Raw genomic sequence first — 25,796 nt, 5'->3', positions numbered from 1 at the left:
TAGATGTCTAAAAGAATTTTATCGTTTGTTTGGTTTTTTATTGTTATATTACTTTTTATTTTTTCCGTGATGTATATAAAAGAAGAAAGCTCACAACACAATAAACAACAAATTTATAATCAATGGCAATATAAGTATATTGTTAAAACTTCTCAAGGAAGTTATGTCAATACTTCAGCTAATAGTAAAAATCGCATTGCTTTGTCTGAAGCTCAGGGATATGGCATGTTAATTTCTGTATTGAATAATCAAGATAAGGCTTCAGAAAGTCAATTTCATGATTTTTTTACTTACTACACTCATCATCGAATAAAGGGAACAAGTCTTATGTCTTGGCGTTATATTAATGGAAGCAAGACACAAAAACAAACTGATTTAAATAATAATGCCACCGATGGTGATTTATATATTGCTTATGCATTAATTTTAGCCTCTGAAAAATGGTCACAGCATAAACCTCTTTATAAAACTACTGCAAAACAAATTTTGAATGATATTTTAACATATAATGTTAATCACAATAACAATATTTTGACAGTGGGTAATTGGGCAAATGCTTCATCAAAGTATCAAAATTTGATGAGAACCTCTGATGTTTTACCCTCCTTTTTTGATAAATTTTATAAGTTTTCAAATAATTCACAATGGAGGCTAATTAAAACTAAAATGCTTGATAGCCTTTATCAAGCTAGTCATAAAAGCAAAGTTGGTTTAGTTCCAGACTTTATCCAAGTGACGAACGGAAATAAAGTACATTCTTTATCTCAGGATAAAAACCTAAAATTAAATAAACATGATGACGATTATTACTACAATGCATTTCGAGTCCCATATAATTTAGCAATTAACAAAAATAAAAGTAGTAAAGAAAAACAAGTATTGACAGAAATGATGAAATTTTTTAGTTCTCTTCAAAAAATAAGTGGTGGTTATACTATGTCTGGTAAACCACTCAATAAATTTCAATCAACTAGTATTTCAGCTCCAATATTTTATGCTTCTTCAATTAGCCAAAGATGGCAAACACTTCATCGTGAACAATCATTTGTTTTGGATTATGGCAGTTTAAATCATAATTACTACGACGATACTTTATTGGTTTTGGTACTGTTCAGTTAAAAATGAAGCTCCTCTTGTAAAGTTCCTTTGTTTTTCAAATTTATTAAAAACAAAGAAAAAAGATAACTAGACTAGACAAAACAAGCATTTCAAAGACTAGCACCGTACCAAAGATGTGGTTGTTTTCGAATGATTGTGAAGAAAAGATTAAAAAAAACAGAATAAGGATGCTATTAGTTATCTGATAAAAGATTGATTTTAGTGTAGAAAGAGAACTATTTGTTACTTAAGAAGTTGTATTTATTAATTCCTCTGGTCCCTAACTTATTGTATTAGTTGGCTTTTCTATAAATATAATATTAAAGCGATGGAGAAGTTTTTAAATGATAGTATTACAGTATCAATTCAGGCTTTGGAAGGAATGAGAAATTACTCCTCAGTTCCTAAATATATAGTAAAAGATTCTGACGATCTTTTAAAGTTATATAATTCTCAAAAAAATGGACTCCAAAATAATGATGTAAAGAAATATTATAAACTTCAATTGGAAGTTAGTAATATGAATATACAACATGGTCAAGTGGGAGAGTTTTTAGAGTATGAAAAATAGAGAACATATTTAATAGTGAAGGAGTTAATATGAGTGTAATTACACCAGCCCCAGTTCCAGCAAGTAATGATAATTTCTATAAAGAAATTGAACAATTACAAAGTAGTTTTAAACAAGAACAAAGTAAAATTAAAGTTGATGTCGAAAAAGAATATAAGCGACTAAAAAAACAAACTGTAAAAAAAGAACAGCACTAACTAATATAGAGTTTGATTTTATCAAGCTCTTTTTTATTGTAATAATGCCAAATAATTAGACGCAAAATGAGCTATTAGAATGGAAAGTCGACAAAAAAACTAACTCAAAATAATTATTTAATGGATATTTACTGACCTTTATGTGAAATAGAAGGTGGGATAAAAACAGCGAAAAAGAGCGTATTGAAGCTAATAGACCTTCACCATAAGATTTTTTACGCCATTCTATCAAAAAACTGACAAAAAGACTAGCAATCCTTTTTATAAGGGATTTTGAAGATTACAATGTCAAAAATTAACCAGAAAACTAACCAACAATAAGATGTGTGTAAAATATTATAGAATAAAGGATTACTATTTAATTATAAGTGGCCTATTATTTTCAAGACATTAGATGTTTTGATGTATTTTGAGAATAATGGGATGGTTTTACTTAGGATGAGAAAAAAGAAGAAGCTTATTAGATAAGCAGATTATCGTATATAGCATTTTCTTAAATACTTGCAAGCTGGATGAGAATTTAAAGTAGCGAGATTGAATGTTCTGTATGTTTATTATATTCTGATTTTTCCAAATTTTCTATACGTATAAGACATTTTATGTTATGATTAAGTTATAGAAATAATAAAATCGGTAAGTATTTTTCATAATCATGAGATTGCCATGAATGATAGCTTCAATTATTTGTATAATCGTTGCAAAATATGTATTTAGATGTTGTTCATTACTTTATTTAAAAAGGAGAAGTGTTATGCGTAAGAAAAAATTGGGTATTGCCATATTATCACTTTCAGTATTAACATTTGTAGGAATCACTGCTAAAGCTGATGATGTGACTTCACCGAAAATTAAGGTTTTACCAAATGGTGAAGTTAAACTAAGTGCTCCGAAGAGTGCAGAGAAGGTCATTACAGATGACGATAAACAAGTAAAATATCAAGTAGACAGTGCAATTGATTTACAAAATTTAACAACTGGAACAAATTTTACAACACCAATCACAGTAGATAGTCAAATAGTTTCAAATGATGGAACTACAACCAAAGGTACTACAACAATTACTACTGATTTAAGTCAAGCTGAAGTGGTTAATGAAAACAACGACTTGGGAGTAAATTTTGGCAGTATTGCTTGGTAAAATATTTTTGGGACAAAAGTTTTTGCTAATTCTCAAAACCAAAATGTTTCAGATAAAACATATTCAATTTCCTTCAGGCTAAATATTTCATGGACGATATCTAACGGATACGCGGGACTTACAACTGTGTCTGGAGGTTATGGTACTGCTGTAGATAAAGTTTATGTCTCTGCCTCTTCAGTCACTACATCTACCTCCGGTCAAATCAAAGGAACTTCAGGCTATTCCCAACAGGTAAATGATAAAAATATGGGGATTAGTTCTTCGTGGACAATTACACGTAACTATAAACCAGTAAAAGTTCCTGCTTCTGGGGCTCTTGTTGGAGCAACTTATTATGCTACTTTGAAACGTGGAAATGATACATGGAAATTTCAAACAACTAACCGAGCTTATTAGACTAAGAGGAGAAGTTTCATGAAAACTAAATTAATAAAAAAGTGGTATCTACTAGTTTTATTCTTTATTTGGATTGGAACTATGTTTTTGCCTTCTACAGTAAACCAAGAGAAACTGGATACGGTTTTTTACATTAGTAAAAGTAGAGAAGATTTCTTTTATCTTTTGATAAATCAGATTCCTTATGATACCATTGTTTTAATATTGATGATTTCTTTGTCTGTATTTTATACTTTAAAGAATCACTACTTTGGGAAGTACTTTGCTTTTGCTAGTTTAACTCTTTATATTAGTGTATTTATCATAAGAATACCCTTATCATTTATTTTTGTGAAGCCTTTTGAGATTAATAGTGCTTATGGGGGGCTTTCAAGATTTTGGGCTTTTTATGGCTCGGGATATGTTATGACTTCCATACTTGGACGTATTTTCTTGTTTAGTCTATTGTATTATGCTTTATTTCAATTGAGAGATAAATCAGATAATAAGTCATAAAAATATATTCTCTTATGAGTAAGAGATGGCACAATATTTTCTGAAATGAAATCAAAAAAACTACTAAACAGGATTAGTTTAGTAGTTTTCTTGTGTATTTTAATTGATCGATTATACGCCTTTACGCCAAACTTCATGAGAACGGTTCATGAAGTAGAATAGGAATAGTAAAACAATGGAACCAATAAATAGTGTAGTAATAAATGGAAGGGGAGAGAATCCTTTTTCCCTTGAGTAACCAATGATTGATTTTAGAAAGTTGAACCACTTATTTTTCATTGCTGAATTTCCAAGTTGTATAAGAATTGAAAGTACTATAGGAATACTCATTACCAAAAGTAAAATAATAATTTTTTTAAATCCAGAAAAAATATCATTAAAAGTTCCTAGTACTAATCCTAATGAGGAAAAGAAAAATAGTAGAATGAATACCAAGAGAAGAGAGAGTAAAAAGTTATCTGAATGGTAGGCATCTTTAGAGATTAAGAAAATTGTTAGATTAAATTTATCGACTGAGATTTTTGATAGTAATAGTGCAATGATAGAACTCATAAGTGAAGAAATAGCTATCACAGATAAATTAACCATAAAAATGGAAAAACGTTTAAGACCACATTGAATAAAAAATTTGAAATCTGAATTCATACTTAGGAAAGAAATAATAATTGAGAAAAATACTATCGGTATGAGCACATCAGATGAAACTGGATCGCTACTTCCAGAAAAGTATAGTCCAAAAACTGGAAAGAGGATTCCAAATAAAATCCACCAGATAAAGAAAATACCTAAAGAGATTAATTGGTGAATGAGTATATATCGAGTTGCTACTTGAAATTTCATATTAATTTCCTTTCTTTTTACTTGCAATTTTCATAAAGTAATCTTGTAAACTCATAGATTCTATTTTTATGTTACCCATTTTTTTCTGAGGTAACTCTCCTTTGACATAAGCGGTAAGAGAACCTCCCAGAGTTGTTTTTTCTAAGATTTGTAGTTGCTTTGTGAAAGTTTCCACCTCTTCAATAGATCCCGTGACTATATGGGTGTTTTCTAATATATTTTCGACACTATCGTCTTTGATAATTTTGCCTTTATCTAAAATGATTACTTTCTCAAGTAGATTTGATATTTCTTCAATTAAGTGTGTTGAAATAACAAAGGTTCGTGGATTTTCTTGGTATGTTTCTATTAAATAGTTATAAAACAATTCACGATGATTAGCATCTAGACCAAGAACTGGCTCGTCTAGGAAAATATACTCACAGGGCACACATAATGCAATGATGAGTTTAGCTATGCTTCTATAACCTGTTGAGAGCTTATTCATTCTTTTAGTAGGTTCCAACTCAAACTCTGATAACATTTCATTAGCGAGTCTCCAATCAAAATTACCATAAAAACCCTCCATTAAATGAAATAAAGATTTTATTTTTAGTTTTGATGGGTAAAGGTCATCCTCGCTCATTAGATGGATATTATTTAATGATTTTTCATTTTCAGTAACAAGTCGACCATCAAGAGTTATTTTACCTTTGGTATCAAAAATTCTATTATTAATAATATTCAATAAGGTACTTTTACCCGCACCATTATTTCCCAAAAGTCCATAAATTTTTTCTGCTTGAAAATTAACAGAAATATTATTTAAGACATTTTTTTTACCATATGTCTTATAAAGATTTTCAATAATTAAACTCATTTTTCATACCCTCTTTCTACTAATTCTATTAGTTGTTCTTGACTAATATTTAATTTTTTTGCTTCATCAAGGACTTTAAGTAGTTCTTTATTTATAAAATTATCTTTTCTTTGATTTAAAACTTTTTGTTGTGCGCCAATTGTAACAAACATTCCTAATCCTCTTTTCTTTTCGATTAGTTTTTCTTCTACTAATTGATTCATGCCTTTTAATATCGTTGCGGGATTGATTTTGTAATTCTTTGAAATTTCAGTAGTAGAAGGAATTTGAGTTCCTTCTGCGTAGGAACCATTAAATATGCCTTCAGAAATTTCTTCAGCTACTTGTTGATACAAAGCAATATCACTATCAAAATTAAATTTCATATGTCTCCTTTCGTTAATTGGTTAGTTGGTTATATAACTAAGTATATATCGTTTTGATTATTATGTCAAGTTCTAAAGTATAAAAGTTTTTTTTAATGTCAAATAAAAAAACTACTAAACTATTGAAGTCTAGCAGTTTTTTATAAGTTCAAATAAGAATTATTGTTGTTTCTGATAATATTCATTCATGACTAATTGCTCTAAGGTAAAGTTTTTAGTTGAATGGGCATATTCTAGCTCATTGATTAATTCATTTATGGATAAATTCTTTAAAAAAGAAACGCAAGCGTTTTGCTCGATAACAAGTCCACGACTTATTTTTATTAATATATTCTTGCATTTTCTAAGTTGATTATTTTTATTATTGACAAGATGTTTAATTTCAATAGTAGTTTTATAATCGTTATCTCTGAGTTTCAAAACAAGCTCTAATGCTTTAGAATTACTTAACCCTAAGATGTGATGTAAAAAATTTAAAAGTCTGCTATGCAGTCCTTTAATGCTCATGCCAGTTATACTTTTAATTTTGTCAAAAGAATAATTTCTAGTTAAAAGCATTTCTAATTTTGGAGTTGAACAAAATAAGAGTGAAGCGATAATATTGGCTTCATCTTCAAATGGTAAAACGTCATCAGAATATTTTCCTGAAAATTTTGAAGTAAATACCTTTTTATTATCTTCTAACTTATGAAAATATAAGTGAGTAAGCTCATGTAATATAGTGAATTTGATTCGAGTTAAAGGCATTGATTGATTAATAAATATCAATGTTCTATCTTTTTTAGGCATTGTTAAACCAGAAGTTCTATGCACTAAACTATCGTCTAGGATGATAAAATCAGGATTCTGTACAAGGTCCTTATAGATAATTTCATTTTTTTTAGATTCAAAAAACGAAAAATTAATATTGTAATTGGACTCAAAGTATAAAATTATATCTTTAGGAAAGATTTTTGATACTGGTATTTGACTTTGAGCCGAAATTTGATTAAGTAGTTCATTAGCTAGATTTAGACACTTATTATAAACGTTAGAATCAACAACTCTATATTCAACTTTTTTCATAGAGTAATATTATTTTTTCCAGATAGAATCGTCATTCAATCGTTCTTTAGCGTATTTCATTAAGTCTTTAATAGCTTCATTGAATTTTACTTGTTCATCAGGTGTCATATCTTCACGTTCCATACGAAAAGCAGCGATAAGTTCATTTTCTTCATCACTATAATCAGAATTTGGTACATTTTCACGACCCAATAAATAATCAACGCTGACATTAAAATATTCTGCCAACTCGTCTAATCGTTTTGTGGAAGGATTCTGTCTTTTATAGCTTGAAATTGTGTTTCTAGGGTATCCTAGTTCACGTTCAATTTGATTCATTGATTTATTGGATTTTTTAATAAGTTCTTGAAGTCTTTCATAGAGCATTTTAAACAGTTACTCCCTTCATTAGTAAAAAAATAAAAATTTTTTATAAAAATACTTGACATGTGTAGTTAAATAATATACAATATTGAATGTAGTTAATATAACTACAAAAAAGAAGCGGAAGCGCGCTGAGGCAACTCCCACTAAAATGTTAAATTAATAACCTGAACATTATTAATTTTAACATTTTTGAAGGAGATAAGTCAATGCAAGCACTAAGTTTTAAATCAAACTTTATACAATTGAATAGCTGTGTGTTAAGTCACGTGGCAGGTGCTTGTTCCATTTATCTAACAAGCTAGGGGAGAGAGCCGATGAATGCACCCCGATAACCGAAAGGTCGTATTGTCGTGAGACATTCTGAATATACCGTTTAAGGGGGAGTATGCTGTCAATGAGAGACACTATATTCTCTCTTTTAATTAAAATATGAACAAATAAAGTTTAAATAATTGTCCGAGATGACAAAAAACTAGTCGCTTAAACTATTAGAAATGGCAGTTTTTTATTTAAGAAAAATAATGGTTTTAGTAAAAATCTATCTTAATAAATTTAATTCACTTAGGGATTTGTTGATACTGTCCGTAGGAAATTTGATTTATAACTAAGATAGATTTTTTTATGGGAATATAATTTAATAGGCTAGAGTAATTACTTTATAAGTAATGGTGCTGGTTCAAATCCAGTTGTTCCCTTAATGAAAAAAGAATGGAGATTTTATGGAAAGTTTTTCTGAAAGGTTAATTCATTTAAGACACAGCAATAATTTAACACGAAAACAAGTGAGAGAGAGTTTAGATATTAATGAATCAACATATAATCGTTGGGAAAATGGAAGTAGAACACCTGACAATGAAACTATTGTAATATTTGCTAACTTCTTCAAAGTTACTCCTATGTATATGCTAGGAATTAGTCACCTTAGAAATGGTGAGGAATATTTACTAGATGTTTTAGAAAATATTGAATATGATGATACTATTGAAGGATTGAAAGCTAAAACTGGTTTAGCAGAATATCGAAAAAATTACACGTTGTAATATATTTGTTGCTAAAAGAGACGAATCGAGAAACAATGTTAATTAACTTTTAACAAACCATTTGGTTTGTGATATAATAAACTTAAATTAGAGTAAAGATAGGAATGCATTTATGAATAAGAATTTGAACCCTTTAAATTGGACTAAAAAACAACAAATTATTGGTGGAGCAGTTGCGATTGTTTTAATCGGTGGTGTTACTACTGGAATAGTTAATCATGCAAATCATCAAGCAAAAGAAAGAAAAATTGAAGCTTTAAAAAATAAAAAAATTAAACTTTGTAAGGCTAGGGCCGAAAAAGCAAAACAACTTGAAAAATCTAATGAAGCAGACAGTAAGAAATTACTAGATATTACTGAAAAAACTCCTACTGACAAGAATATTAAACTAGCTGAAGCTTCAATTCTTAAAGTTAAAAATGCTGAAGTAAAAAAAGCTTTTGACAATCAAGTAGTTGGTATTAAAAATCGTGTGAAGTTGGAAACTGAAGCTAAGACAGCCGTTAGTAACTATCAAAAAGACGCTATGAATCAAGATAAGTATAAAACAGCTCAACAAGCTGTAAATAAGCTTACAAGCTCTTATTCAAAAGGTTTGAAAGATACGTTGAACAAACAACTTGCGACTTTTAAGAAACAAGCTGATGACGCTACAAAAGCACAGCAAGCTAAGAGTGCAAGTGATTCAAAAACGAAGGTAACCAACACCAATAAAGAACAATCAGATTCAACTGGAAATACAACTAATAATAGTAACAATGCTAATACAGGTACTGATTCACAAAGCACAGTAAATAATGATGTTGCTAGTGTTTCTAATTTTTACGGTGGAGGAAGTCAAAATAACTATTCACAAGGTGGTTCAAATACTTTTCAAAACAATACTAATTCAGGTTCAAGTAATCAAGGTCAAGGAAATAGTGGACAAAATAATTCTAATTCAAACACAGGTGGGAATGGTTCTAACACAAATAATGATGGTTCTAATGGGGGAAACTCAGGTCAACCAACACATACTACAAAATATTTAGGTTGGGTATCAGTTGACGGAGTGAGAAGATATTCTCAAACTTTCAATACTTTAGGTAAAGCTCAAAGCTATGTAGATGCTACAGTAAATTCAGCTGAAGTTATTAATTTAGGATTTGAACATAGTATAAGATATGGTGTTGAGCCTGCATAAAATATTTTATTTATTTAAAAAATCACTTTCTTAAATGAGAGTGATTTTTTCTTTAAGCGAACGAATTAGTACGGTTGAATGGGGTTCAAGTCCCTACGTTCGCATAAATTGACCGAGATGTCATTAAACTAATAAAGAAAGGTGGAAATATGATTAAAATTCCAATTAACGCAACGAAACTCTTAGGTTCAAAAGTTACTGTCGATAAGACCATTGAACCAGTCGCACCAAGAGCAGGTGTTGAATCAGGTTATACCAAGTATAGTGCTACAAGTCCATTACAACCGCAAGGTTTTGAATTACGTGTACCAAATGGTAAAGGGGCTAAACCTACTCGCCGTCAAGAAGTTGTTTTGACAGATGTCACGGTTGCTTATGTTCGTAATCGCACACCAAAAGGCAAATATTCACAAGAATATGTTGTTTATGCTGAAGCGCTCAAATTAGCGTAATTATAGGGGGAAATTAAATGTCATTAAAGTTAAGTAAAATTTTTGAAAAAGAAAACAAGTTGACTGAAGAAATCGGTGATTTTGATAAAGCATTAGGTAAAGTTTTGTTCTTGCATGCTGAACCAGTAATGATCTTTGAGGACGGAGAACCAAATGAAGAAACTGGTGAAATTAAACGTTATCCAACGGATAAAGTTGATTATTATGAGGTCAACATTTATTCTGACGCACAAGACAAGCAAATTGTTGTAAAAATGCCTGCTGAAGCTGATTTTTCGGGGCTTGAATATGAAGATGAAATTAAATTGACGAATCGCTCAATTAATTTTTGGTCTGATAAAGAACTCGTACCTACTGGAAACGGTCAGTTCCGAACGAATTACTTTTCAGGTGAAAAATGGAATGCTGAAGGGATTGAAAAAGTGGGTAAATCTAATTCAAAACCTGAACAATCTCCAAAGCCTGAACCTAAAAACAATGAACCGAAGAAATGATAAATGGCAAAACGTACAATAAGTAAAGGCTCTCGTTTAAAGCTTAGAGATAAGTATGACCGTGAATTTTTTGTATTGATTACTGGTTTACTTTTCGCTAGTCCTGTAGGGTTCTTTTATAAAAATTTTGAAACCTTGCCACCAAAAGTGCTAGCAATTTATGCTGTAGATATTCTGCTCATTGCATTTTCGGTGGCTTTTGGTTTATTGATTTTGCTTTATCACAAGTTCCTTTTCTTTTCAAAAAACAATTATAAAAGATTGTTACTGAACTATGTTGTGAAGCATGGTTTAGTTGAAAAAGAAATGGTTAAAGATGAAAAAGGAAGTCATGAAAAGTTAAAACTAGCGCCTATTTATCTGAAGCAACCTAACACGTATGAATTACATACATATTTTCCAATTGACGGTGGAGTTCATCAAGAAAAATTTCTTGATTTAGCTGACGGTTTAGAAACAACTTTTTTTGCCGATTATCAAGAACAAAATTTTATTAATGAAAGTAAAATTCTTTCTAAAAAAGCATTTGTTGAGTATGTTTTTGCTATTGACGGAGAACGTAATCGTATTTCAGTTAATGATGTCATAGTCGATAAAAAATTAGGTTTAAAATTAATGAATGGGGTTTACTGGAATTATGAAGCTGACCCACATATGCTTATTGCAGGTGGTACTGGGGGTGGCAAAACCGTTCTTTTGATGTCAATTTTATCAGCCCTTGCTAAAGTAGGACATGTTGATATATGTGACCCTAAACGTTCTGACTTTGTGGGAATGAGAGATGTTCCAGTTTTTGAAAATCGTGTGTTCTTTGATAAAGAGTCTATGATTGAGTGTTTACGTTCAAAAATGCAATTTATGGACGAACGCTATGATTATATGACAAATCACCCTGATTATAAGGCAGGGAAACGATATTCTGATTATTGTTTGACACCTGAATTTGTACTTTTTGATGAATGGGCTGCTTTTATTTCTAGTTTAGATTTTAGAGAATTTGATGAAGTAATTCAAATTTTAACTCAAATTGTTTTAAAGGGTCGTCAATCAGGGGTCTTCTTAATTCTTGCCATGCAACGTCCAGATGCTGAATATCTGAAATCAGCTTTACGTGATAACTTTATGAAACGGTTGGCGGTTGGTCGTTTGACTGGTTCAGGTTATCGTATGGTCTTTGGTGATGAAAATGAGAAAAAAGTTTTCAAATACATCAAGGGTAAAATTGGTCGTGGTTATGTTGCCAATAATGGCGAACTTGCACGTGAATTTTATAGCCCTTCTGTACCATTTGATAAAGGCTATGATTTTCATGAAGAGCTTTCAAAATTACCAGTTTTAGCTGATACTACTGAAGTTCAGCTTGAAGCTCCACCAATTTCTAACGTTGAACAGGAACGAGCAGAAAGTGAGCTTTTGGAAGAAAAATTTTATACGATTACCTCTTTATCTCGCAAGTTGGGTCAACCGTCAAAAACTGTGAAAACAGCCATAGAGCGTTTAACAAGTGGCGGATATTCTATAAGTGAAAAATCACCTTACAATGAAGATGATTTTATTGCTTTACAAACTGTTTTCTTAACCAAAGAAACAGAAGAATGTACTTTGAATGAAGCCGTTGATACTGTCTTAGCTGATGAAGCAGAGTTTGAAAAAGAATTTGTGACTTTTGACAAAGAAGTTGCCTAGCTTGAAAATGAGGTAAAAATAATGGCAGAAAAAAGTGTTAGAGTAACTATTTCAAAGGATAATAAAACGACGGAATTGACCCTTAGAGGGGTTGCTGTTAAAGACTTTGAAAAGCTATTCTTTGCTGTTCAAAATCAAATGAAATCTTGTGAAAAAAAGGAAGATAAACACCACGCAATCGGCGGTGAGTAAATGATAGGAACTTGTTTCCGTTTGTCTTTAGACAACTTGCCGTAGGCAAGCCATTTTCCACGGTCGAATTGCCCTCGCAAACGGTAGTGCGCGACAGCGGTTTATTCTTGAAAGAATTGGAGGAAAAACTATTGGGTTTTGTTTTAAGGCTATTGCGTTTTAAACGTAATGCTTTTTTTGAAAAAGTGCAAGAACGTAAGCATAGCTCCGAGCGTAGCGTAAGGAGTGAGCGTGTGATTGCACGGCTGACGGCTTGCCGTCAGGTTGGACTTGACCCCCCAAATGCTAATGAGGGGGGGTACAAGTGATACAAGTCTAACTATCCTAGTTATATCAAGGTTCTAGGTTGTATCACCTGTGACTTATGTTTAGAAAGTGAGGAACGAACGATTGAATTAAAGGATATACGCTCTATCGCAAATGTTACTCAACAATTCATGGCTGACTTACTAGGTATATCTTTAGTCTATTATCGAAAAATGGAAAATGGAGACCGTCCACTCTCGAAACAGTTTGAAGAAAAAATTAGAAATTCTTTTTTCAAAAAAAGAGAGAGTTCAACGGTCTTTGTTGGTACAAATGACTATACAAATATTCGTTTTCAGACTTTAAATGTTCGTGAAGTAGTTTCTAAGATTTTAGGTCTAAATGTTGAGAATTTTCAACTTAATGAGTATAACCGTTATCAATACCCTTTCTATATTAGTTACGGTCACATCAATGTTTATTATCACGATAAAGATATAAAAGCAGGTGTGCTAATTGAAATGAGCGGTCAAGCGTGCCGTGAAATGGAATATGAGTTTGAATATCATCAAAAACAGCGTACTTGGTACGATTTTTTTAACGATTGTTTTCTCTATGCCAATAAAAAAGCACCAGAAAATGATGATTTTGTAAAAATCACACGTTTTGATTTAGCACTTGATGAACAATACAACCCACAAGAAGGAAATTTTGACTTGTTCAAACTTTTAACTTCTGCCCGTGAGGGGCGGTGGAATGGTCGTAAACAAAACTATTCTGCGGTACTTGGTGGAAGAAGAACAAAAGAGGGAATGATTAATGACGGTCTAACCGTTTATTTTGGATCTAAACAAACTCATTTATTTTTTCGGTTCTACGAAAAAGATTATGAGAGAGCAAGTCAAGAAATGACTTCGGTTGAAGCAATACGTGAAATGTATGGTTTGCGAAATCGTTATGAAATTTCCATGCGAAAAGAAATATCAACCGACTTTATAAAAAGATATATCGAGGAAGATTTTGATTTAGCCGATGAAGGGGTCAAAATTATTAATGATAATCTGACATTTTATGATAAGGAAGGAAACTTAGATAGTGAATGGTACGATATGATGGGTAGAATGGATGCTTATCATTTTACTGTTCGTCCTGAAGCGCCTGATTTGAACCGAAAATATACATGGTTTGAACGTGGTGGTCCTGTATCAACTTATCTATTGTTAAAAAAAGCTGAAGAACTGACAGGTGAAAGTCGTTTGGAAGAAATTTTTAATGAAGCTGAACTCACAGAAAGACAAGAAAAGTTCCTGAAGGAATTTAGAATGATAAGGGGTGCAAATGGATAGCATATTCAAATTAGCAGGTTTTTCAGTTAATGAAATAGTTTATAAAGTGTTATTTATCATTATTTTATGGGCTATAATTGGTGCAATACTTGGTGAAATTTTTCAGTGATAATTAGATAAGGAGGAAAGGGAGAGGTGATAAAACCTAATATAGAACATTTTCAAAAAAGAATGTTGAGAGTTCCAAACAACGTCCGAATGCTCCAGTATAAAATGAGTGGATATGAATTTAATTTGAAAAAATTTGAGCAGGGAGTTTATGACCAGCTCTTTTTTTATATTCCAAATGAAACTGAAGCGTTGGGATTGCTCAATGAAATAGGCTTGATGTTTCCACCTGATTCAATGACACGAAAAAAATATTATTCACTCTATCAAGAAAAAAGGATTGCGGATTTGCCTGAAGGCTATAAAATGGCAATTTATTTTTTAATTGATAATGATTTAGCACAAGCCACTTTATGATTTTTCATAAATAAAAACAAAGTTATTTTTCAGATAAGGGAAGGCAAATTTTGTGGTGGGAAATAAAAAAAGAAAAGAGATAAAATATGCCAACTTTAAAAACAGGCCTTAAACAACTTACAACTGATTTAAACGAAATTGAAGCTGTAATCAATGCAGGAAATGCCTATCAAGAAGCCGTTTCAAAACTCAAAGGACAAGGAAAAGCACTTCGTACACTTGAAAATGATACCTCAATTTCAGATGATACAGTCGAAGTTATTGCCAATCATACAAATGATTTGATTAGAAATCTTCTCAAAGGTTCAACTGCATACAACTTTACAAAGAAATCATTTAATGAATTAAAAGGAAAACTGGAAGAAGCAGAAGCGCAAGCACGTAGTGGCGCTAAATAAATAGTCCACGTAAAACTTTAAAATAAGGGGAGGGTTTGCCTTTCCTTATCTGAAAAATAACATTGTAAAAGCCTCACTCATGGTAAGGCATAAGAGAAAGGACACCTCACCATGAGTGAGAAATAAAAAATATGACAGTAACAAATATGAGCAAAGCACGACCACAGATTGATTTTTCACTTCATAAAGCACCATATAAAGATTTATATGATATTCAAATTTTGTTTCCTGATGGTACAAATCAATTTTGGTCTGGAATTAATGAAAAAAAGGTCATGTGGCTGTGTGAGAAATACAATCCTATCTCAACTCCGCTGTCAATTGCGATTGCTCCTCGATTTTTACCAAAATCTAATATTCAAAAACCTAATTGGGAAATTAGAAAGGGTTAGAAAATAGATAGAAACAAATATTTAAAAATCGCTATTTATTTTGATATTTTCTTAGCAATTTTTGGACTAACTTATTTATTAATGAAATTCTTTGGAGGTTGAATTATGAGTGTATTTGCTGAAAGATTAAAAGAGTTGCGAAAAGAAAAAGGACTTACACAAAGTCAAGTAGGTGTTCATTTGGGAATGTCACAGCAAAATTATCGTAGGTGGGAAGTAGGCGAACGTTCACCTAGTGGTGAAACTTTGATAAAGCTCGCAGATTATTTTGATGTTAGCACAGATTATTTATTGGGAAGAAAAAGTGAAAAATGAACATTCAACAACTCTATTTAATTATTAATAAAATGAATAAAGTGCTTAAAGTTGCTAGACTTATTTCGCTAATTCCAGTTACGCTTATTGGATTAGCTTTTGAAATACTTACCTCTATGTTCTTATCAGGTACAATATGTTGGTGGCTGGCAGCTTTTAAAATTATTTCAGAAAATAATAAGATTATATTTTATCTTTTTAGTGTCATTATCTTCCTCATATTGCTAGTTTATAGTTTGATTGGGATTCTTAAAGTTTTAGAAAACAAACTTAAAGAGAAAGAAGTTAAATGATGACAGTACATAAGAAAAAACTAGATTTCCAATTTCATAAACCCGTTGAAACGGGGGAAAAACCTTTTGAAGTTCGTATAAATGATTGTGATTATCAAGTAGGCGATATTATTGAACTAAAGTCTTATGGGAAATGTTGTAACTATTGTGATGGAAAATCATATAAAAAATATTATTCAGGAAATTGTAGCGGTTGGATGAATTGCTATGAATCTGAAGCTGAAACTATCAGAGTAAAGATATTAAGAGTTATTTATCCTAAAGAAATCAATTATGCTTTAACGCATGGGGTTATTTTATCAAGCAGTTTCGGTAAAATAAATCTTGATGATGTTAGAGAAGTATTGAAAGAATACTTTAACAGAAAAACGTTACCTAAAGATTATGTACTTCTTGAAATTGAGGTTATTAAAAAATAAATAAAACTTGTCCGAAACGACAAAAAACTAGTCGCTTAACTGTCAGAAATGGCAGTTTTTTTATTTTAGCTAAATTAAAAAAAGGAGATTTACTCATGAGTAAACACAAAAAATTGTTAAATGGCTTAACTTCTGAAAAGAAAGTTACCAATTGGAAAATGCACAAACGTAAAAAAGTATTTGTTGCCTTTGCAGGAGTTTTGGCTGTGGGTTTGGGTACAGCAGGACTTGTATATGCTAGTGCACAAAGTACAAGTGCGAAGGCTAGTTTACCAACAGATACAACGGTTAACTGGGAAAATAACAAGCCTTTGTATTATGAAATCGACCAAACAGGAAAAGAACACCCAAAACCTATGCTTAAACTATCAGATGGAACACCTGCATGGTGTTTGGGTCTTGGTGTGCCTTTGGTTAACAACACAACTCAAGCTCAATTAGATTCTAGTAATGCAATTTTAAATGCCTTATCTGATGAACAGATTGCTGTGATTAACAATGTGGCATATTTAGCTCAAAAACAAGGAACGTTGTTGGCATATGCACAAGCTCAACATGCCACATACCTTTTACTTGATGAAGCAGGGGTATCTGTCAATCAGACAAAAGATTTGATTGTAAAACCAAACACTTTATTACAAGAACCTAATGCCATTAAAACAGGCGCAAATGACTTGATTACACAAGCAAAAGCTCTTCGTAAATTGCCAAGTTTTCATGGAACAACGGTAGATGTGGTTCAAGGGGTAGAAAAAACAGTTACTGATTCAAACAGTGTTCTTGCTAATTTTCCAAATTTCAAAAGTAATGTTTCTGGTTTATCAGAAAGTGTTTCAGGCAATGATTTGAAACTGAAAGCTGATATTACGGCAAAAGTTGGAATCACTCCAAAAGCAATTCAATTCCAAAACACACCTCTTTCAATTGCTGATTTACCTTATTATGTCTTTTCGACTGATGGAGATAGTACAGGGAAAGCAAGTCAATCTGTGATTGCTTCACAAGACCCTTCAAAAGCTAATGGTTATCTAAACGTTAATGTTATTGGTCTTGGAGAAACAACATTGACAAAAGTGGATGCCGATACTGGCAGTGGTGAAACACAAGGAGCTGCACAATTAAAAGGGGCTGTCTTTGGTTTGTTCAATAAATCAGACAATTCACCTGTGAAATGGTCTGACGGTCAAAAAGGATATCCTATTACAGTTACTGCTGGTACTAAAGCAGATGATACTAATGTTTCCATTAAGCTTGGTGATGACTTGAAAGCAGGATTGAAAAATCTTGATAACTCAAAAGAGTATTATTGGAAAGAAACCGTTGCTCCTGAAGGTTATAGCTTATCAACCGAAAAATATGAAGTAAAATTTGATTCTTCAAGTAAATTTGATGATAAAACATCAAACTTTATAGATGATGATAAGGCAACTGATAAAGTCCTTGACTTAAATTTTGGCTTTATCAAAGCGCAAGATGTCAACGGTTCATTGACTGGCTTAAATGGTCGTACTTTCCGATATACTCCTACAGGAGATACTAAAGGAAAACCAATTGAAGTGACTTCAGGAGCAAATGAAGATTCTAACGGTGTAACGAACAACGGACAAGTTAATTTCACCAAAATTCCTTTTGGTGATGGACTTCTTGAAGAACTCCCACAAAAAGATGATAAACTTCAATTAATCAACCCTATCTCTATTGTTACGACAACTAACAAGGATAAGGATGAAAATATCACAGGTTATACAGTCACATTTACTGATACTGTTACAAAACAAGTGATTACAACGCTTGATGTTTCGTTGGATAAAGTAACTGATAATTCTACAATGTTCAAAGTTAATCTTGGAACTTTGGTAGATAAACCAGTTACTCCTGTCGTGCCAACCATTAAAACAAAGGCACATACCAAAGATGGCGACCAAACGATTCAAAAAGTCGAAATTTCCAAAACAACTCCTCTCTACGATAAAATCATGACAACAAATGCTATAAAAGGCGACCAAATGGTGGCTACACTTCACCGTGTTGTGACGGGTAAAGACGGAAAAGTGACAGAATCAAAAGTTATCCGTACTTTGAATTTCACGGTTGATGATGAAACGGTCAAAGCACAAGAAAAACAAATTGAATCTACTGTTGATACAACGAAAGACGCTGATGTTCCTGAAACTTCAACTGTAGCCTATGTTTGGACTGAAGATTTATTTGATGAAGGAAAAAATCCTAAAACAGATGAACCAAAAGCAAAACATGATGATTTGAAAGACCAAGACCAAACATTGACCGTCGAAAAAGTTGAAAAACCAGTTACTCCACCAAGTTCAAAACCTACTCCACCAAGTACCACTCCTACAGAAACTCCTAAAGTTTCATTACCAACTACAGGAAGTGAAACAGGCGATATGATTATGTATGGTGGTGCATTAGCCGTCTTAATCGCTCTTGGTACTGGTGCTGTTTATTATATGAAAAAGAAAAAATCAACTAAAGAAGAAGGGTAGAAAAGAGCAGACTTGATGTCTGCTTTTATTTTGAATAAAAATGAAAAATACAAAATATAAATCAAGAACTCCACCAAATAAATTTTATGAAGTGTTATTTCAAATTTATAAATAAGAGAGGAAAAAATGTACGTTGTAAAAATGCGTGGTGGCTATCTTTGTGCCAATGGTGGAGCGACTAAACACTTAAAATTTGCTACCACTTTTGATACTAAAAAGAAAGCTGAAGAAGTGGCTGAAAAATGGTTAAGAAGTGATGTATCTTTTAAAGCTGTTGAAAAAGAAAGTGAGGAATATGAGCAGAATAAAAATTAGTGAGTTGGCAGATGAATTCAAAATTGACAGAAAAGATGTGCTGGCTAAAGCGCAGGAATTTGGGGTTTCAGCTAAATTGGCAACGAAAACCTTGAGTGAATCAGAAGAAAAACAGTTGAGAACATATTATCAACAGGTTCCACATTCAATGGCTGAAACAAGCAAAAATCAAGTTTTAGAAAATGTAGGACAGAAAAAGCTTGACCCTAAAGAAGAAGTTTCAGAAAAAAAAGAAGAACCCTCTAAAGCAGAACAAGTGGAAAAAAAGAAATCAAAATTTTCAATATTGGGTCATAAAAAGTCTGAAAAGAAAAAGGGGAAACTGCTCACTCGCCTTTCAAATGAAAAACCACCGTCAAAAAAGCAGTTTACTGCAAAGCAGGGTGGGGCATTAGTTGTGGGTGGGGTTGGAATCTTAATATTATCTAACATGGTCTTGTTTGGTTTAATGGCAAGTGGTTATCAGCCGACACAAAAAATCATTCATGAACAGGTAAGTGCCAGTCAAAAAGTTTCAGGAAATGGACTTGATTTACAAGCGAAAAATTATCTTGATGGCTTTGTTCAAACCTACTTTACTTTTCCTGAAAATGAAAAAGACCAAGAACAAGCGGTCAAAGATATTAATGGTTACTTTGTTCAACAATTGCCAGTCATTAGCCAAGGGCTTCAACGTTCACCTTCAAAGTTTGAAGAAGCGGTATTAATGAATTTAACCGATAATGAAGCCACTTATAAAGTGACTTATGGGGCAGGGGCAGTCACGAAAAAGGGAAAATCAAATGTGGTGAATTATCATGATGTCACAACTTTATTTACTATTCCTTATCAAAAAGTAGGGTCAAGTTATTATGTTTCTGATGAACCTTACTTTTCAAGTGTTAATGATTTACAAGCTAAAGAAAGTCAAGTCCCTGTCAAAACATGGTCAGGAACAGATAATAATAGCGCTTCGACTAAGAAAGACTTAGATAAGTTCACAAAAGCTTTATTTACGGCTTATACAACTGATAGTGATACCTTAAAGCTGATTTCAGAAGGGTTATCTTTGAATGATAGCGAAACGTTCCAGTCTTTAGACCAAGCCACTTATGAACCTAAAGGTGACACATATCAAGCTATTGTTCAAGTGACAATGAAAAATGAGCTAGGTACTCATGTAGAAAACTATCAATTTACAATTTCAAAACAAAAGCAGTCTTATTTTGCGACTGACTTTAAGCATACTTTGCCAAAAGGCAATAAAGAATAGGAGAAATTAAAGGTGAAAGAATTATTAAATTATCATATTGCCGTTGTTTATGGAGATATTGGACTTTCTAATTTTTGGAATACATTTCAAACCAATGTGAAATATATTATTTTTGCAGGGACTTTATGGTTTATGATAAGGGAATGGAAAAACAAAGCGGTTGGTAAAATGGTAATGACTTTTATTGTTGGGGCTATTTTATTTGCATTAACATTGAATCCAGAAACTGTCCTTCAACCAATAGGACAAAAGTTAATGCAAATGATTGGGGCGTAATTAAGGAGCGAAAATGTCAAAAGAAAATAAAAAAGGACTGAAATATTCAAATAAAAGTTCACTTTCACAACCGTTAAGAATCCAAAAGCTTTTTGATGGATGGTCGCTAGGCAAGGCTTGGCGGTTGTCCTTTTTTATTTACTTTGGATTGTTTGGCTTTATTTTATGGAAACTTTTATTTTCAAAATTAGTGGTTTTTCCTATTGGCTTTCGATTGGTCGTTGAGAGCTTTATGTGTTATAAAAGCGCCTTATTTTTAGCGGAAATACGGATTGATGATAAATCGCCGTTTATTTATCTAAAAGATATGATAAGTTTCATTATAACTTTTGGCTTGAAAGGAAAAAGCATTTATAAAGGGTGGATTTACCCTTTACGCAAGAGAAAAGAGGAATTAAAAGAAAAATGAAGAAAAAAGCGACATGGGAAAATCATATTTTATCAGTTCATGAAAATTTGGTTTTAAAAGATGATGGCACAGTTTTTGCCATGTTTGAAGTTCCAGCTTCAATTATTTCAATGATGGATGAAAAAGGAAAGAAAAACCATAAACAAACAACACAAGCGGTGATTACCAGTTTGTATGAACATTTAGGCTTTGAAATTTTGATGAAGCCTATCACAAAGGATTTACTCAAAGCGTACGGCTATTTACTGGAAGATTGTGACCCACGAACACGAGAGTTTGGGGAGTATTTATTAGAACAATCTTATCTTGAATTAGAAAATGAGTTAGGGAAGATTTACAATCATAAATTCTTTTTAACTGTTCCATTGAGTGACTTTGCTTTTTCAGGCGATTTGAAAAAGATGATGAAAGAAGGGTGGCAAAGATTTAGAAAATCAGTCGTTCAATTGATTCGCCGTGAGCTTGAATTTACGGTCAATTGGTATGAAGATTATGAACAAACGGCTTTAGATTTAGAAATGAATTTAAATCTCCTTCAAGCTCGTCCATTAAAACAAGAAGAAACACTGCTTTATAATTCCTTAAATTACTTGCGTGGCATTGATGTCAATCAAGATGAACTTTTGGCTGATGTGAACAATGCGATTGAAAATATTGATGATACAACGGTTGATGTTCGCTCAGATGGTTTGCTTGAAATTCATCATCCCCAAGGAGAGAGCCTGTTAAAATTTTTGCCCCTCGCTGATTACCCTGATGTGGTCAATGATATTCATTTAATAGAACATATTCAAACCTTGCCCTTTCCAGTTGAATTTCGTGTCAAGGCTCGTTTTAGAAAGAACAAAGGGGCTTTAGGAATGGAAGCAACAGCAGAAAGAACACGTGACCGAATAGGAACGGAACTTTCTGAAGCAGATGAGCAAGGCAATGTGACTAAAAACTCATCTGTGAGTGCCTATGTGATTCTTGAAGATATTATTGCAGGGGTGGATGGTGGGGAATATTTCTTAGACTTTTTACCTGTTTTTGCGATTACTGGTTCAACGCCTGATGAAATTAATTATTATAAAAAAATGTTAATGACGGCAATGGAAGGTTTAGGAATCAAAATTGTTCCTAGTCAATGGGATCAACCCTATCTATTTTATAAAATGCGCTCAACGGAAGAGTTGACCCGTTCGGATAAGTATTGGGTGCAAAATATGAAAGTTTCGGCATTTGTTGAAAATTTATTCTTTGTGAGCCAAAAGGTTGGTTCGGATGTTGGGTTTTATTTTGGACGAGTTGACCATACTCAACTGAATTGGGCAGGAAATTTTGAAAAAGCCATCGCTAGCTCACCTACTCCTTTTTTCTGGAATATGTTTCAAGCCAATAAGGACGATATTGAAGGGAAATTGGGAGATAGTCCTCACGTGGGTATTTTTGGTGATACAGGCTCAGGGAAATCTTTTTTTGCCAAACAAGGATTTGTTAATCATTCTATCTTAAAAGGATTGAGCCTTTATATTGACCCTAAAGATGAAATGAAAAGTCAATTTTTAGCTGTTCGAGATAAATTAGAATCTTATCTGCCTGAAATGGAAGAAAAAATTTCTGAATTAGTGGTTCTCATTGAAGATGATGAGATTCTAGCTCGAAGAATTAGGAATTTAGAGTTTTCTTATCATAAACCACTGATTGATTATATTAATCATATTCATTTTGTCAGCTTGGATGTCAAAGATAAGAAAAACATCGGAGCGCTTGACCCTATTGTCTTTTTAGAAGGCAATCAAGCCACAGAGCTTGCCACGCAAGTCACAAAAGGTTTAATTGGCGATAAGTTAACAGAAGATGACCGCTTTGAGAATTGTTTCAATCAAAAAGTTCAAGAAGTGATTGAAGCCAGAGCCAAAGGAAAAACGGTAGGACTTTTAAATGTTTTTCAACTCATGGCAAAATCAGAAGAAGATTTTATCAGATACCGAGCAGAAAATATTTTATCTAAAATTTCAGGTACGATGTTAGAGCTGGTCTTTTCAGAAGGTCAAAATTCCTCAGTCAGTATGGATGAACATATTACTATTTTAGGAGTGACAGGCTTAAATTTAGCGAAATCAGGGGAAGTCAAAACAGCTCAAAATGAAATGTCTGATATTATCATGTATGCCTTAGGTGATTTTTGTCGGTTCTTTGGGGCGAGAGATAGAGAACAGGAAACGGTCATTTGGTTAGATGAAGGTTGGTTTTTTAATACAACAGATATTGGAAAAGGAATTTTAATGCGAATGAAACGTGTCGGGCGTTCAGAAAACAATTTTTTAGTTTTGATTAGCCAAAGTGTGAAAGATGGTGCATCAGAAGAAGATGATACGGCATTTGGTACAATCTTTGCCTTTAAAGAAACTGGGAACACAACGGCAGCTCTTAAAGCGATTGGACTGCCTGATGATGTGGAAGAAATCATTAAATGGTATGAAAATATGACAAAAGGGCTGGCGCTTTTGAAAGACCCATTTGGTCGAATTGGTCGTGTGGTCATTCAAGGTCAAAATTCAGCGTTGAATGAATGCTTTAAAACCTCATTTAGTAAAATGAAATCAACGAAGGCGGTGGCATAATGAAAAAGAAAATGTTGTTAGTGGTAGGGCTGTTGGCATTTTTAGGAGGGGTTGCCCTACCTAGTCAAGCGGATACGGCTTTTAACGTTCCAACCACTCCTAGTTTTTCGAGTGCTAAAAATCCAACAGTTTCAAAAGCCCCTACTTCATCATCTTCAACGGCTTCAAGCAAAAGCTCAACCACAAGTCCTTCTTATCCAGTTAACAATGGGTTTGTTGGTGGGGATTTGGGTGATTATTCTTCGTCTAACTCTCCAAGTAAAGTAATGAATGAAGTAGAGAAGAAAAAAGCGAGGGGAAATTTAGATAATTATACCTCTTATATGTATTTTGATGATGGAAAATTTCTCACGGGCTCAATGAGTGCTGGGATGCAGACCTTTTTTGTTCGTTCTCAATTTTTCGTCACAAAAACCATTTATCGGTTTGTGAATGCGGTCAATGAAAAACTCAATAGTGATTCTTTGATTACACAATGGACAGCGCAAATGTTTGCGACAGTAAAAAAAATTTACAATCAATTTTCTAACCCTCAACTTTACCCAATCATTGCCATTGGCGTTATTAGTAGCTTATTGTATTATTGGTTTAAACGTCGTTTTTTAGAAGGAGTGAGAAAAGTCATACTGGTCATGTTATTAGTGGGGCTTTTTATCAATGGGGGTCAAAAACTAACTGAACAAATCAATTCATCATTGAATACAGCTACAACTACGTTGATGTCAACGGTTAAGGTGGCAGGCGTTTCTTCAAGAAATTCAAATGATTTAAAAACAACAATGGTCGAAGTCCCTTTTCTTTATATGAATTTTGATAATGTCAAAATCAATGCGGATGGTTCATCAAATATTTCTGAGGATAATATTGTAAAACTTCTCACCTCTGATGATGACAATGATAAGTTAAAAACGATTCAATCTGATTTAAAAGATTCACATTTGACCTCGAAAAAAATGGGCGAAAAAGTATTAACTGCTCTAGCCAGTATTTTCAATGCGATATTAGTTGGTTTTATTTACCTAGCTTTTGCGGTGATGGCTTTTGTCATGCGAATGTTTTTCTTAATTCTCTTACTTTTACTACCCTTTGTGGGGATTCTTTCCTTATTTCCTTTCTTTGATGTAGTGATTTTAAGGTGGGCAAAAGCAACAGGTGGGGCGTTGATTGTTTCTAATGTGGTCGTTATTGGGACAGCTTTAATTAGTATCTTAGATAGTATTGTGTCTTCTGCGGTAACTTCAATGATTGGGAGCGATTATTTCTTTATTACACTCATCAAATTTATTGTTTATATTATCCTCTTTAAAAAGCGTGAAAAGATTCTTGAAATATTTAAGGCAGGACATCTGGGGAATAGTGGCTTTGCAGGGCGTATGGATGGCTTACTCTCAAATGTGCGGAGAAAAGGCTCAAATATGATTAAAGCTCCACTTCTAGCAGGTTCTTCAGCAGGACTGGTCGCAGGTTTAACCGCAGGTCAAATGGCAACTGGTAAGGCGAAAGAAATTGCTAAAAATCGTTTGACAAACGGTACAGGCAGTTTATGGCATGGTGGTTTGAATAAAAAAGCAGACCGTACCATGAATAAAATGGATAAAGCAAATCCTAATAGTAAAAAAGGTCAAAAATTACAGGCTAAAGAAGAAAAAATCAAACAACGTTTGGAAAAACGCAAACAGAAATTTGAAAATCCTAATCTGCTAAAACGAAAAGTAGCTGACTATCGCAAACAGTATCAACAACGAAAAACTATGAATAACCCAAATCTTGCTCAAAAGATGGAACAAAAAAATAAAGAAAAAAATGCTTCGATTCAAGCTCTTTATGATAAAAATAAAACTCAACTTCAAGCAAGAGCAATTGAGCGTAGAATGCGTGAAGCTGTTCCTGACCAAGAAAAACCTAATCTATCAGAATTAGCTAAAAATAAGCAAAAAGCTTTAGCTAAAGAAAAGTTAGATGAAAGAGCAATGAAACAATCAGCAGGTAGAATGGCTGAAAGATTTGAAAAGGAAAAAGTTAGTCATAGTAGTTTTAAACGTAAACCAAACTATCCTTGGGATAATAATGATACCAATCAAAAACTTAACAATCCATTTGTGATTGATGAAAAATAGGGG

At 32.7% G+C, this 25,796-nt stretch carries 31 protein-coding genes and 1 tRNA gene; 27 read left to right on the top strand and 5 right to left on the bottom strand.

Translation table 11 applies throughout. The annotated features are described in order from the left end of the window. Positions 1-3 precede the first annotated feature (3 nt). From LDP15_RS06250 to LDP15_RS06225, 6 genes are all read left to right on the top strand, one after another. On the top strand, positions 4-1,119 hold the full coding sequence (locus tag LDP15_RS06250; protein ID WP_012897105.1) for a glycosyl hydrolase family 8: 1,116 nt from the start codon (positions 4-6) through the stop codon (positions 1,117-1,119). A gap of 307 nt (positions 1,120-1,426) precedes the next feature. Continuing rightward, positions 1,427-1,669: a hypothetical protein gene (locus LDP15_RS06245; RefSeq protein ID WP_012897106.1), complete on the top strand. Its 243-nt coding sequence runs from the start codon at positions 1,427-1,429 to the stop codon at positions 1,667-1,669. Positions 1,670-1,698: 29 nt separating this feature from the next. Continuing rightward, positions 1,699-1,866 (top strand): hypothetical protein, encoded by a 168-nt coding sequence (locus tag LDP15_RS06240; RefSeq protein WP_012897107.1) that lies wholly within the window; start codon positions 1,699-1,701, stop codon positions 1,864-1,866. 751 nt (positions 1,867-2,617) lie between these two features. Beyond that, positions 2,618-3,004, top strand: coding sequence for a hypothetical protein (locus tag LDP15_RS06235; RefSeq protein WP_225513338.1), 387 nt, complete (start codon positions 2,618-2,620; stop codon positions 3,002-3,004). A gap of 126 nt (positions 3,005-3,130) precedes the next feature. Beyond that, positions 3,131-3,403, top strand: a complete 273-nt coding sequence (locus tag LDP15_RS06230) for a hypothetical protein (protein ID WP_015426005.1) — start codon at positions 3,131-3,133, stop codon at positions 3,401-3,403. Positions 3,404-3,421: 18 nt separating this feature from the next. Beyond that, complete coding sequence (locus LDP15_RS06225) at positions 3,422-3,898, top strand: hypothetical protein (protein WP_225513337.1); 477 nt, start codon at positions 3,422-3,424, stop codon at positions 3,896-3,898. Positions 3,899-4,009: 111 nt separating this feature from the next. Here LDP15_RS06225 and LDP15_RS06220 read toward each other — a convergent pair whose 3' ends face one another. The 5 genes from LDP15_RS06220 to LDP15_RS06200 all read right to left on the bottom strand — a co-directional run bounded on the left by LDP15_RS06220 (position 4,010) and on the right by LDP15_RS06200 (position 7,393). Continuing rightward, positions 4,010-4,738 carry a hypothetical protein gene (locus LDP15_RS06220; protein WP_015426007.1) on the bottom strand — a complete coding sequence of 243 codons (729 nt, stop codon included), beginning with the start codon at positions 4,736-4,738 and terminating at the stop codon, positions 4,010-4,012. Position 4,739: 1 nt separating this feature from the next. Next, positions 4,740-5,597, bottom strand: a complete 858-nt coding sequence (locus LDP15_RS06215) for an ATP-binding cassette domain-containing protein (RefSeq protein ID WP_015426008.1) — start codon at positions 5,595-5,597, stop codon at positions 4,740-4,742. After that, the gene (locus tag LDP15_RS06210) at positions 5,594-5,962 is read right to left on the bottom strand and encodes a GntR family transcriptional regulator (RefSeq protein WP_012897112.1); all 369 of its coding nucleotides are present in this window, start codon (positions 5,960-5,962) and stop codon (positions 5,594-5,596) included. Before LDP15_RS06210 ends, LDP15_RS06215 begins: the two co-directional genes overlap by 4 nt. Before the next feature lie 159 nt (positions 5,963-6,121). Next, positions 6,122-7,027: an ImmA/IrrE family metallo-endopeptidase gene (locus LDP15_RS06205; RefSeq protein ID WP_015426009.1), complete on the bottom strand. Its 906-nt coding sequence runs from the start codon at positions 7,025-7,027 to the stop codon at positions 6,122-6,124. Between the two features lie 9 nt (positions 7,028-7,036). Beyond that, positions 7,037-7,393: a helix-turn-helix transcriptional regulator gene (locus LDP15_RS06200; RefSeq protein ID WP_012897114.1), complete on the bottom strand. Its 357-nt coding sequence runs from the start codon at positions 7,391-7,393 to the stop codon at positions 7,037-7,039. Between the two features lie 623 nt (positions 7,394-8,016). Between LDP15_RS06200 and LDP15_RS06195 the strand changes: the two genes are divergently transcribed. The 21 genes from LDP15_RS06195 (at position 8,017) to LDP15_RS06095 (ending at position 25,793) form a co-directional block, all read left to right on the top strand. Next, positions 8,017-8,088 (top strand) — tRNA-Ile (locus LDP15_RS06195). A 24-nt stretch (positions 8,089-8,112) separates the two neighbouring features. After that, the gene (locus LDP15_RS06190) at positions 8,113-8,433 is read left to right on the top strand and encodes a helix-turn-helix domain-containing protein (RefSeq protein WP_012897115.1); all 321 of its coding nucleotides are present in this window, start codon (positions 8,113-8,115) and stop codon (positions 8,431-8,433) included. A 112-nt stretch (positions 8,434-8,545) separates the two neighbouring features. Beyond that, complete coding sequence (locus tag LDP15_RS06185; protein ID WP_225513336.1) at positions 8,546-9,616, top strand: hypothetical protein; 1,071 nt, start codon at positions 8,546-8,548, stop codon at positions 9,614-9,616. Positions 9,617-9,765: 149 nt separating this feature from the next. Continuing rightward, positions 9,766-10,068: a hypothetical protein gene (locus LDP15_RS06180; protein ID WP_012897117.1), complete on the top strand. Its 303-nt coding sequence runs from the start codon at positions 9,766-9,768 to the stop codon at positions 10,066-10,068. Between the two features lie 17 nt (positions 10,069-10,085). Continuing rightward, a complete protein-coding gene (locus LDP15_RS06175) occupies positions 10,086-10,562 on the top strand; it encodes a DUF961 family protein (protein ID WP_012897118.1) in 477 nt (158 codons plus the stop codon). Between the two features lie 3 nt (positions 10,563-10,565). Beyond that, positions 10,566-12,248, top strand: coding sequence for an FtsK/SpoIIIE domain-containing protein (locus LDP15_RS06170; RefSeq protein ID WP_015426013.1), 1,683 nt, complete (start codon positions 10,566-10,568; stop codon positions 12,246-12,248). A 21-nt stretch (positions 12,249-12,269) separates the two neighbouring features. Then, entirely contained in the window at positions 12,270-12,440 is a 171-nt protein-coding gene (locus tag LDP15_RS06165) for a hypothetical protein (protein WP_012897120.1), read from the top strand. 437 nt (positions 12,441-12,877) lie between these two features. Beyond that, on the top strand, positions 12,878-14,032 hold the full coding sequence (locus tag LDP15_RS06160; RefSeq protein WP_015426015.1) for a replication initiation factor domain-containing protein: 1,155 nt from the start codon (positions 12,878-12,880) through the stop codon (positions 14,030-14,032). Positions 14,033-14,167: 135 nt separating this feature from the next. After that, the gene (locus tag LDP15_RS06155) at positions 14,168-14,497 is read left to right on the top strand and encodes a hypothetical protein (RefSeq protein ID WP_015426016.1); all 330 of its coding nucleotides are present in this window, start codon (positions 14,168-14,170) and stop codon (positions 14,495-14,497) included. Positions 14,498-14,583: 86 nt separating this feature from the next. Next, positions 14,584-14,895, top strand: coding sequence for a hypothetical protein (locus LDP15_RS06150; RefSeq protein WP_225513335.1), 312 nt, complete (start codon positions 14,584-14,586; stop codon positions 14,893-14,895). Positions 14,896-15,026: 131 nt separating this feature from the next. After that, a complete protein-coding gene (locus tag LDP15_RS06145) occupies positions 15,027-15,287 on the top strand; it encodes a hypothetical protein (RefSeq protein ID WP_015426018.1) in 261 nt (86 codons plus the stop codon). Between the two features lie 105 nt (positions 15,288-15,392). Then, a complete protein-coding gene (locus tag LDP15_RS06140) occupies positions 15,393-15,602 on the top strand; it encodes a helix-turn-helix domain-containing protein (protein ID WP_042230155.1) in 210 nt (69 codons plus the stop codon). Continuing rightward, positions 15,599-15,895: a hypothetical protein gene (locus LDP15_RS06135; RefSeq protein WP_015426019.1), complete on the top strand. Its 297-nt coding sequence runs from the start codon at positions 15,599-15,601 to the stop codon at positions 15,893-15,895. Before LDP15_RS06140 ends, LDP15_RS06135 begins: the two co-directional genes overlap by 4 nt. Continuing rightward, positions 15,895-16,314 carry a DUF3850 domain-containing protein gene (locus tag LDP15_RS06130; protein WP_168694145.1) on the top strand — a complete coding sequence of 140 codons (420 nt, stop codon included), beginning with the start codon at positions 15,895-15,897 and terminating at the stop codon, positions 16,312-16,314. Before LDP15_RS06135 ends, LDP15_RS06130 begins: the two co-directional genes overlap by 1 nt. Before the next feature lie 95 nt (positions 16,315-16,409). Further along, on the top strand, positions 16,410-18,818 hold the full coding sequence (locus LDP15_RS06125) for a SpaA isopeptide-forming pilin-related protein (RefSeq protein ID WP_225513334.1): 2,409 nt from the start codon (positions 16,410-16,412) through the stop codon (positions 18,816-18,818). A gap of 126 nt (positions 18,819-18,944) precedes the next feature. Beyond that, positions 18,945-19,133: a hypothetical protein gene (locus tag LDP15_RS06120; protein WP_042230157.1), complete on the top strand. Its 189-nt coding sequence runs from the start codon at positions 18,945-18,947 to the stop codon at positions 19,131-19,133. Beyond that, positions 19,114-20,385, top strand: a complete 1,272-nt coding sequence (locus tag LDP15_RS06115) for a translation initiation factor IF-2 N-terminal domain-containing protein (protein WP_042230159.1) — start codon at positions 19,114-19,116, stop codon at positions 20,383-20,385. Before LDP15_RS06120 ends, LDP15_RS06115 begins: the two co-directional genes overlap by 20 nt. A gap of 12 nt (positions 20,386-20,397) precedes the next feature. Then, positions 20,398-20,661 carry a TcpD family membrane protein gene (locus tag LDP15_RS06110; protein ID WP_015426023.1) on the top strand — a complete coding sequence of 88 codons (264 nt, stop codon included), beginning with the start codon at positions 20,398-20,400 and terminating at the stop codon, positions 20,659-20,661. Positions 20,662-20,674: 13 nt separating this feature from the next. After that, a complete protein-coding gene (locus LDP15_RS06105; RefSeq protein ID WP_042230162.1) occupies positions 20,675-21,070 on the top strand; it encodes a TcpE family conjugal transfer membrane protein in 396 nt (131 codons plus the stop codon). Next, positions 21,067-23,676 (top strand): ATP-binding protein, encoded by a 2,610-nt coding sequence (locus tag LDP15_RS06100; protein ID WP_042230164.1) that lies wholly within the window; start codon positions 21,067-21,069, stop codon positions 23,674-23,676. The genes LDP15_RS06105 and LDP15_RS06100 overlap by 4 nt, the downstream gene beginning before the upstream one ends. Then, positions 23,676-25,793 carry a coiled-coil domain-containing protein gene (locus LDP15_RS06095; protein WP_225513333.1) on the top strand — a complete coding sequence of 706 codons (2,118 nt, stop codon included), beginning with the start codon at positions 23,676-23,678 and terminating at the stop codon, positions 25,791-25,793. The genes LDP15_RS06100 and LDP15_RS06095 overlap by 1 nt, the downstream gene beginning before the upstream one ends. Positions 25,794-25,796 lie beyond the last annotated feature (3 nt).

The sequence above is a fragment of the Lactococcus sp. SK2-659 genome (assembly GCF_020218185.2).
Lineage (GTDB): Bacteria > Bacillota > Bacilli > Lactobacillales > Streptococcaceae > Lactococcus > Lactococcus lactis.
This window is presented reverse-complemented; position numbering and strand designations above follow the sequence as displayed.

Excerpts from the sequence above, each read along its gene's own strand:
- LDP15_RS06145 (WP_015426018.1), top strand. The coding sequence starts at position 15,027 with ATGACAGTAACAAATATGAGCAAAGCACGACCACAGATTGATTTTTCA.
- LDP15_RS06215 (WP_015426008.1), bottom strand. The coding sequence starts at position 5,597 with ATGAGTTTAATTATTGAAAATCTTTATAAGACATATGGTAAAAAAAAT.
- LDP15_RS06175 (WP_012897118.1), top strand. The coding sequence starts at position 10,086 with ATGTCATTAAAGTTAAGTAAAATTTTTGAAAAAGAAAACAAGTTGACT.
- LDP15_RS06135 (WP_015426019.1), top strand. The coding sequence starts at position 15,599 with ATGAACATTCAACAACTCTATTTAATTATTAATAAAATGAATAAAGTG.
- LDP15_RS06150 (WP_225513335.1), top strand. The coding sequence starts at position 14,584 with ATGCCAACTTTAAAAACAGGCCTTAAACAACTTACAACTGATTTAAAC.
- LDP15_RS06095 (WP_225513333.1), top strand. The coding sequence starts at position 23,676 with ATGAAAAAGAAAATGTTGTTAGTGGTAGGGCTGTTGGCATTTTTAGGA.
- LDP15_RS06225 (WP_225513337.1), top strand. The coding sequence starts at position 3,422 with ATGAAAACTAAATTAATAAAAAAGTGGTATCTACTAGTTTTATTCTTT.
- LDP15_RS06240 (WP_012897107.1), top strand. The coding sequence starts at position 1,699 with ATGAGTGTAATTACACCAGCCCCAGTTCCAGCAAGTAATGATAATTTC.
- LDP15_RS06105 (WP_042230162.1), top strand. The coding sequence starts at position 20,675 with ATGTCAAAAGAAAATAAAAAAGGACTGAAATATTCAAATAAAAGTTCA.
- LDP15_RS06130 (WP_168694145.1), top strand. The coding sequence starts at position 15,895 with ATGACAGTACATAAGAAAAAACTAGATTTCCAATTTCATAAACCCGTT.
- LDP15_RS06120 (WP_042230157.1), top strand. The coding sequence starts at position 18,945 with ATGTACGTTGTAAAAATGCGTGGTGGCTATCTTTGTGCCAATGGTGGA.
- LDP15_RS06250 (WP_012897105.1), top strand. The coding sequence starts at position 4 with ATGTCTAAAAGAATTTTATCGTTTGTTTGGTTTTTTATTGTTATATTA.
- LDP15_RS06185 (WP_225513336.1), top strand. The coding sequence starts at position 8,546 with ATGAATAAGAATTTGAACCCTTTAAATTGGACTAAAAAACAACAAATT.
- LDP15_RS06140 (WP_042230155.1), top strand. The coding sequence starts at position 15,393 with ATGAGTGTATTTGCTGAAAGATTAAAAGAGTTGCGAAAAGAAAAAGGA.
- LDP15_RS06200 (WP_012897114.1), bottom strand. The coding sequence starts at position 7,393 with ATGCTCTATGAAAGACTTCAAGAACTTATTAAAAAATCCAATAAATCA.
- LDP15_RS06160 (WP_015426015.1), top strand. The coding sequence starts at position 12,878 with ATGGCTGACTTACTAGGTATATCTTTAGTCTATTATCGAAAAATGGAA.
- LDP15_RS06170 (WP_015426013.1), top strand. The coding sequence starts at position 10,566 with ATGGCAAAACGTACAATAAGTAAAGGCTCTCGTTTAAAGCTTAGAGAT.
- LDP15_RS06165 (WP_012897120.1), top strand. The coding sequence starts at position 12,270 with ATGGCAGAAAAAAGTGTTAGAGTAACTATTTCAAAGGATAATAAAACG.
- LDP15_RS06190 (WP_012897115.1), top strand. The coding sequence starts at position 8,113 with ATGGAAAGTTTTTCTGAAAGGTTAATTCATTTAAGACACAGCAATAAT.
- LDP15_RS06100 (WP_042230164.1), top strand. The coding sequence starts at position 21,067 with ATGAAGAAAAAAGCGACATGGGAAAATCATATTTTATCAGTTCATGAA.
- LDP15_RS06220 (WP_015426007.1), bottom strand. The coding sequence starts at position 4,738 with ATGAAATTTCAAGTAGCAACTCGATATATACTCATTCACCAATTAATC.
- LDP15_RS06125 (WP_225513334.1), top strand. The coding sequence starts at position 16,410 with ATGAGTAAACACAAAAAATTGTTAAATGGCTTAACTTCTGAAAAGAAA.
- LDP15_RS06210 (WP_012897112.1), bottom strand. The coding sequence starts at position 5,962 with ATGAAATTTAATTTTGATAGTGATATTGCTTTGTATCAACAAGTAGCT.
- LDP15_RS06205 (WP_015426009.1), bottom strand. The coding sequence starts at position 7,027 with ATGAAAAAAGTTGAATATAGAGTTGTTGATTCTAACGTTTATAATAAG.
- LDP15_RS06115 (WP_042230159.1), top strand. The coding sequence starts at position 19,114 with ATGAGCAGAATAAAAATTAGTGAGTTGGCAGATGAATTCAAAATTGAC.
- LDP15_RS06235 (WP_225513338.1), top strand. The coding sequence starts at position 2,618 with ATGCGTAAGAAAAAATTGGGTATTGCCATATTATCACTTTCAGTATTA.
- LDP15_RS06180 (WP_012897117.1), top strand. The coding sequence starts at position 9,766 with ATGATTAAAATTCCAATTAACGCAACGAAACTCTTAGGTTCAAAAGTT.
- LDP15_RS06245 (WP_012897106.1), top strand. The coding sequence starts at position 1,427 with ATGGAGAAGTTTTTAAATGATAGTATTACAGTATCAATTCAGGCTTTG.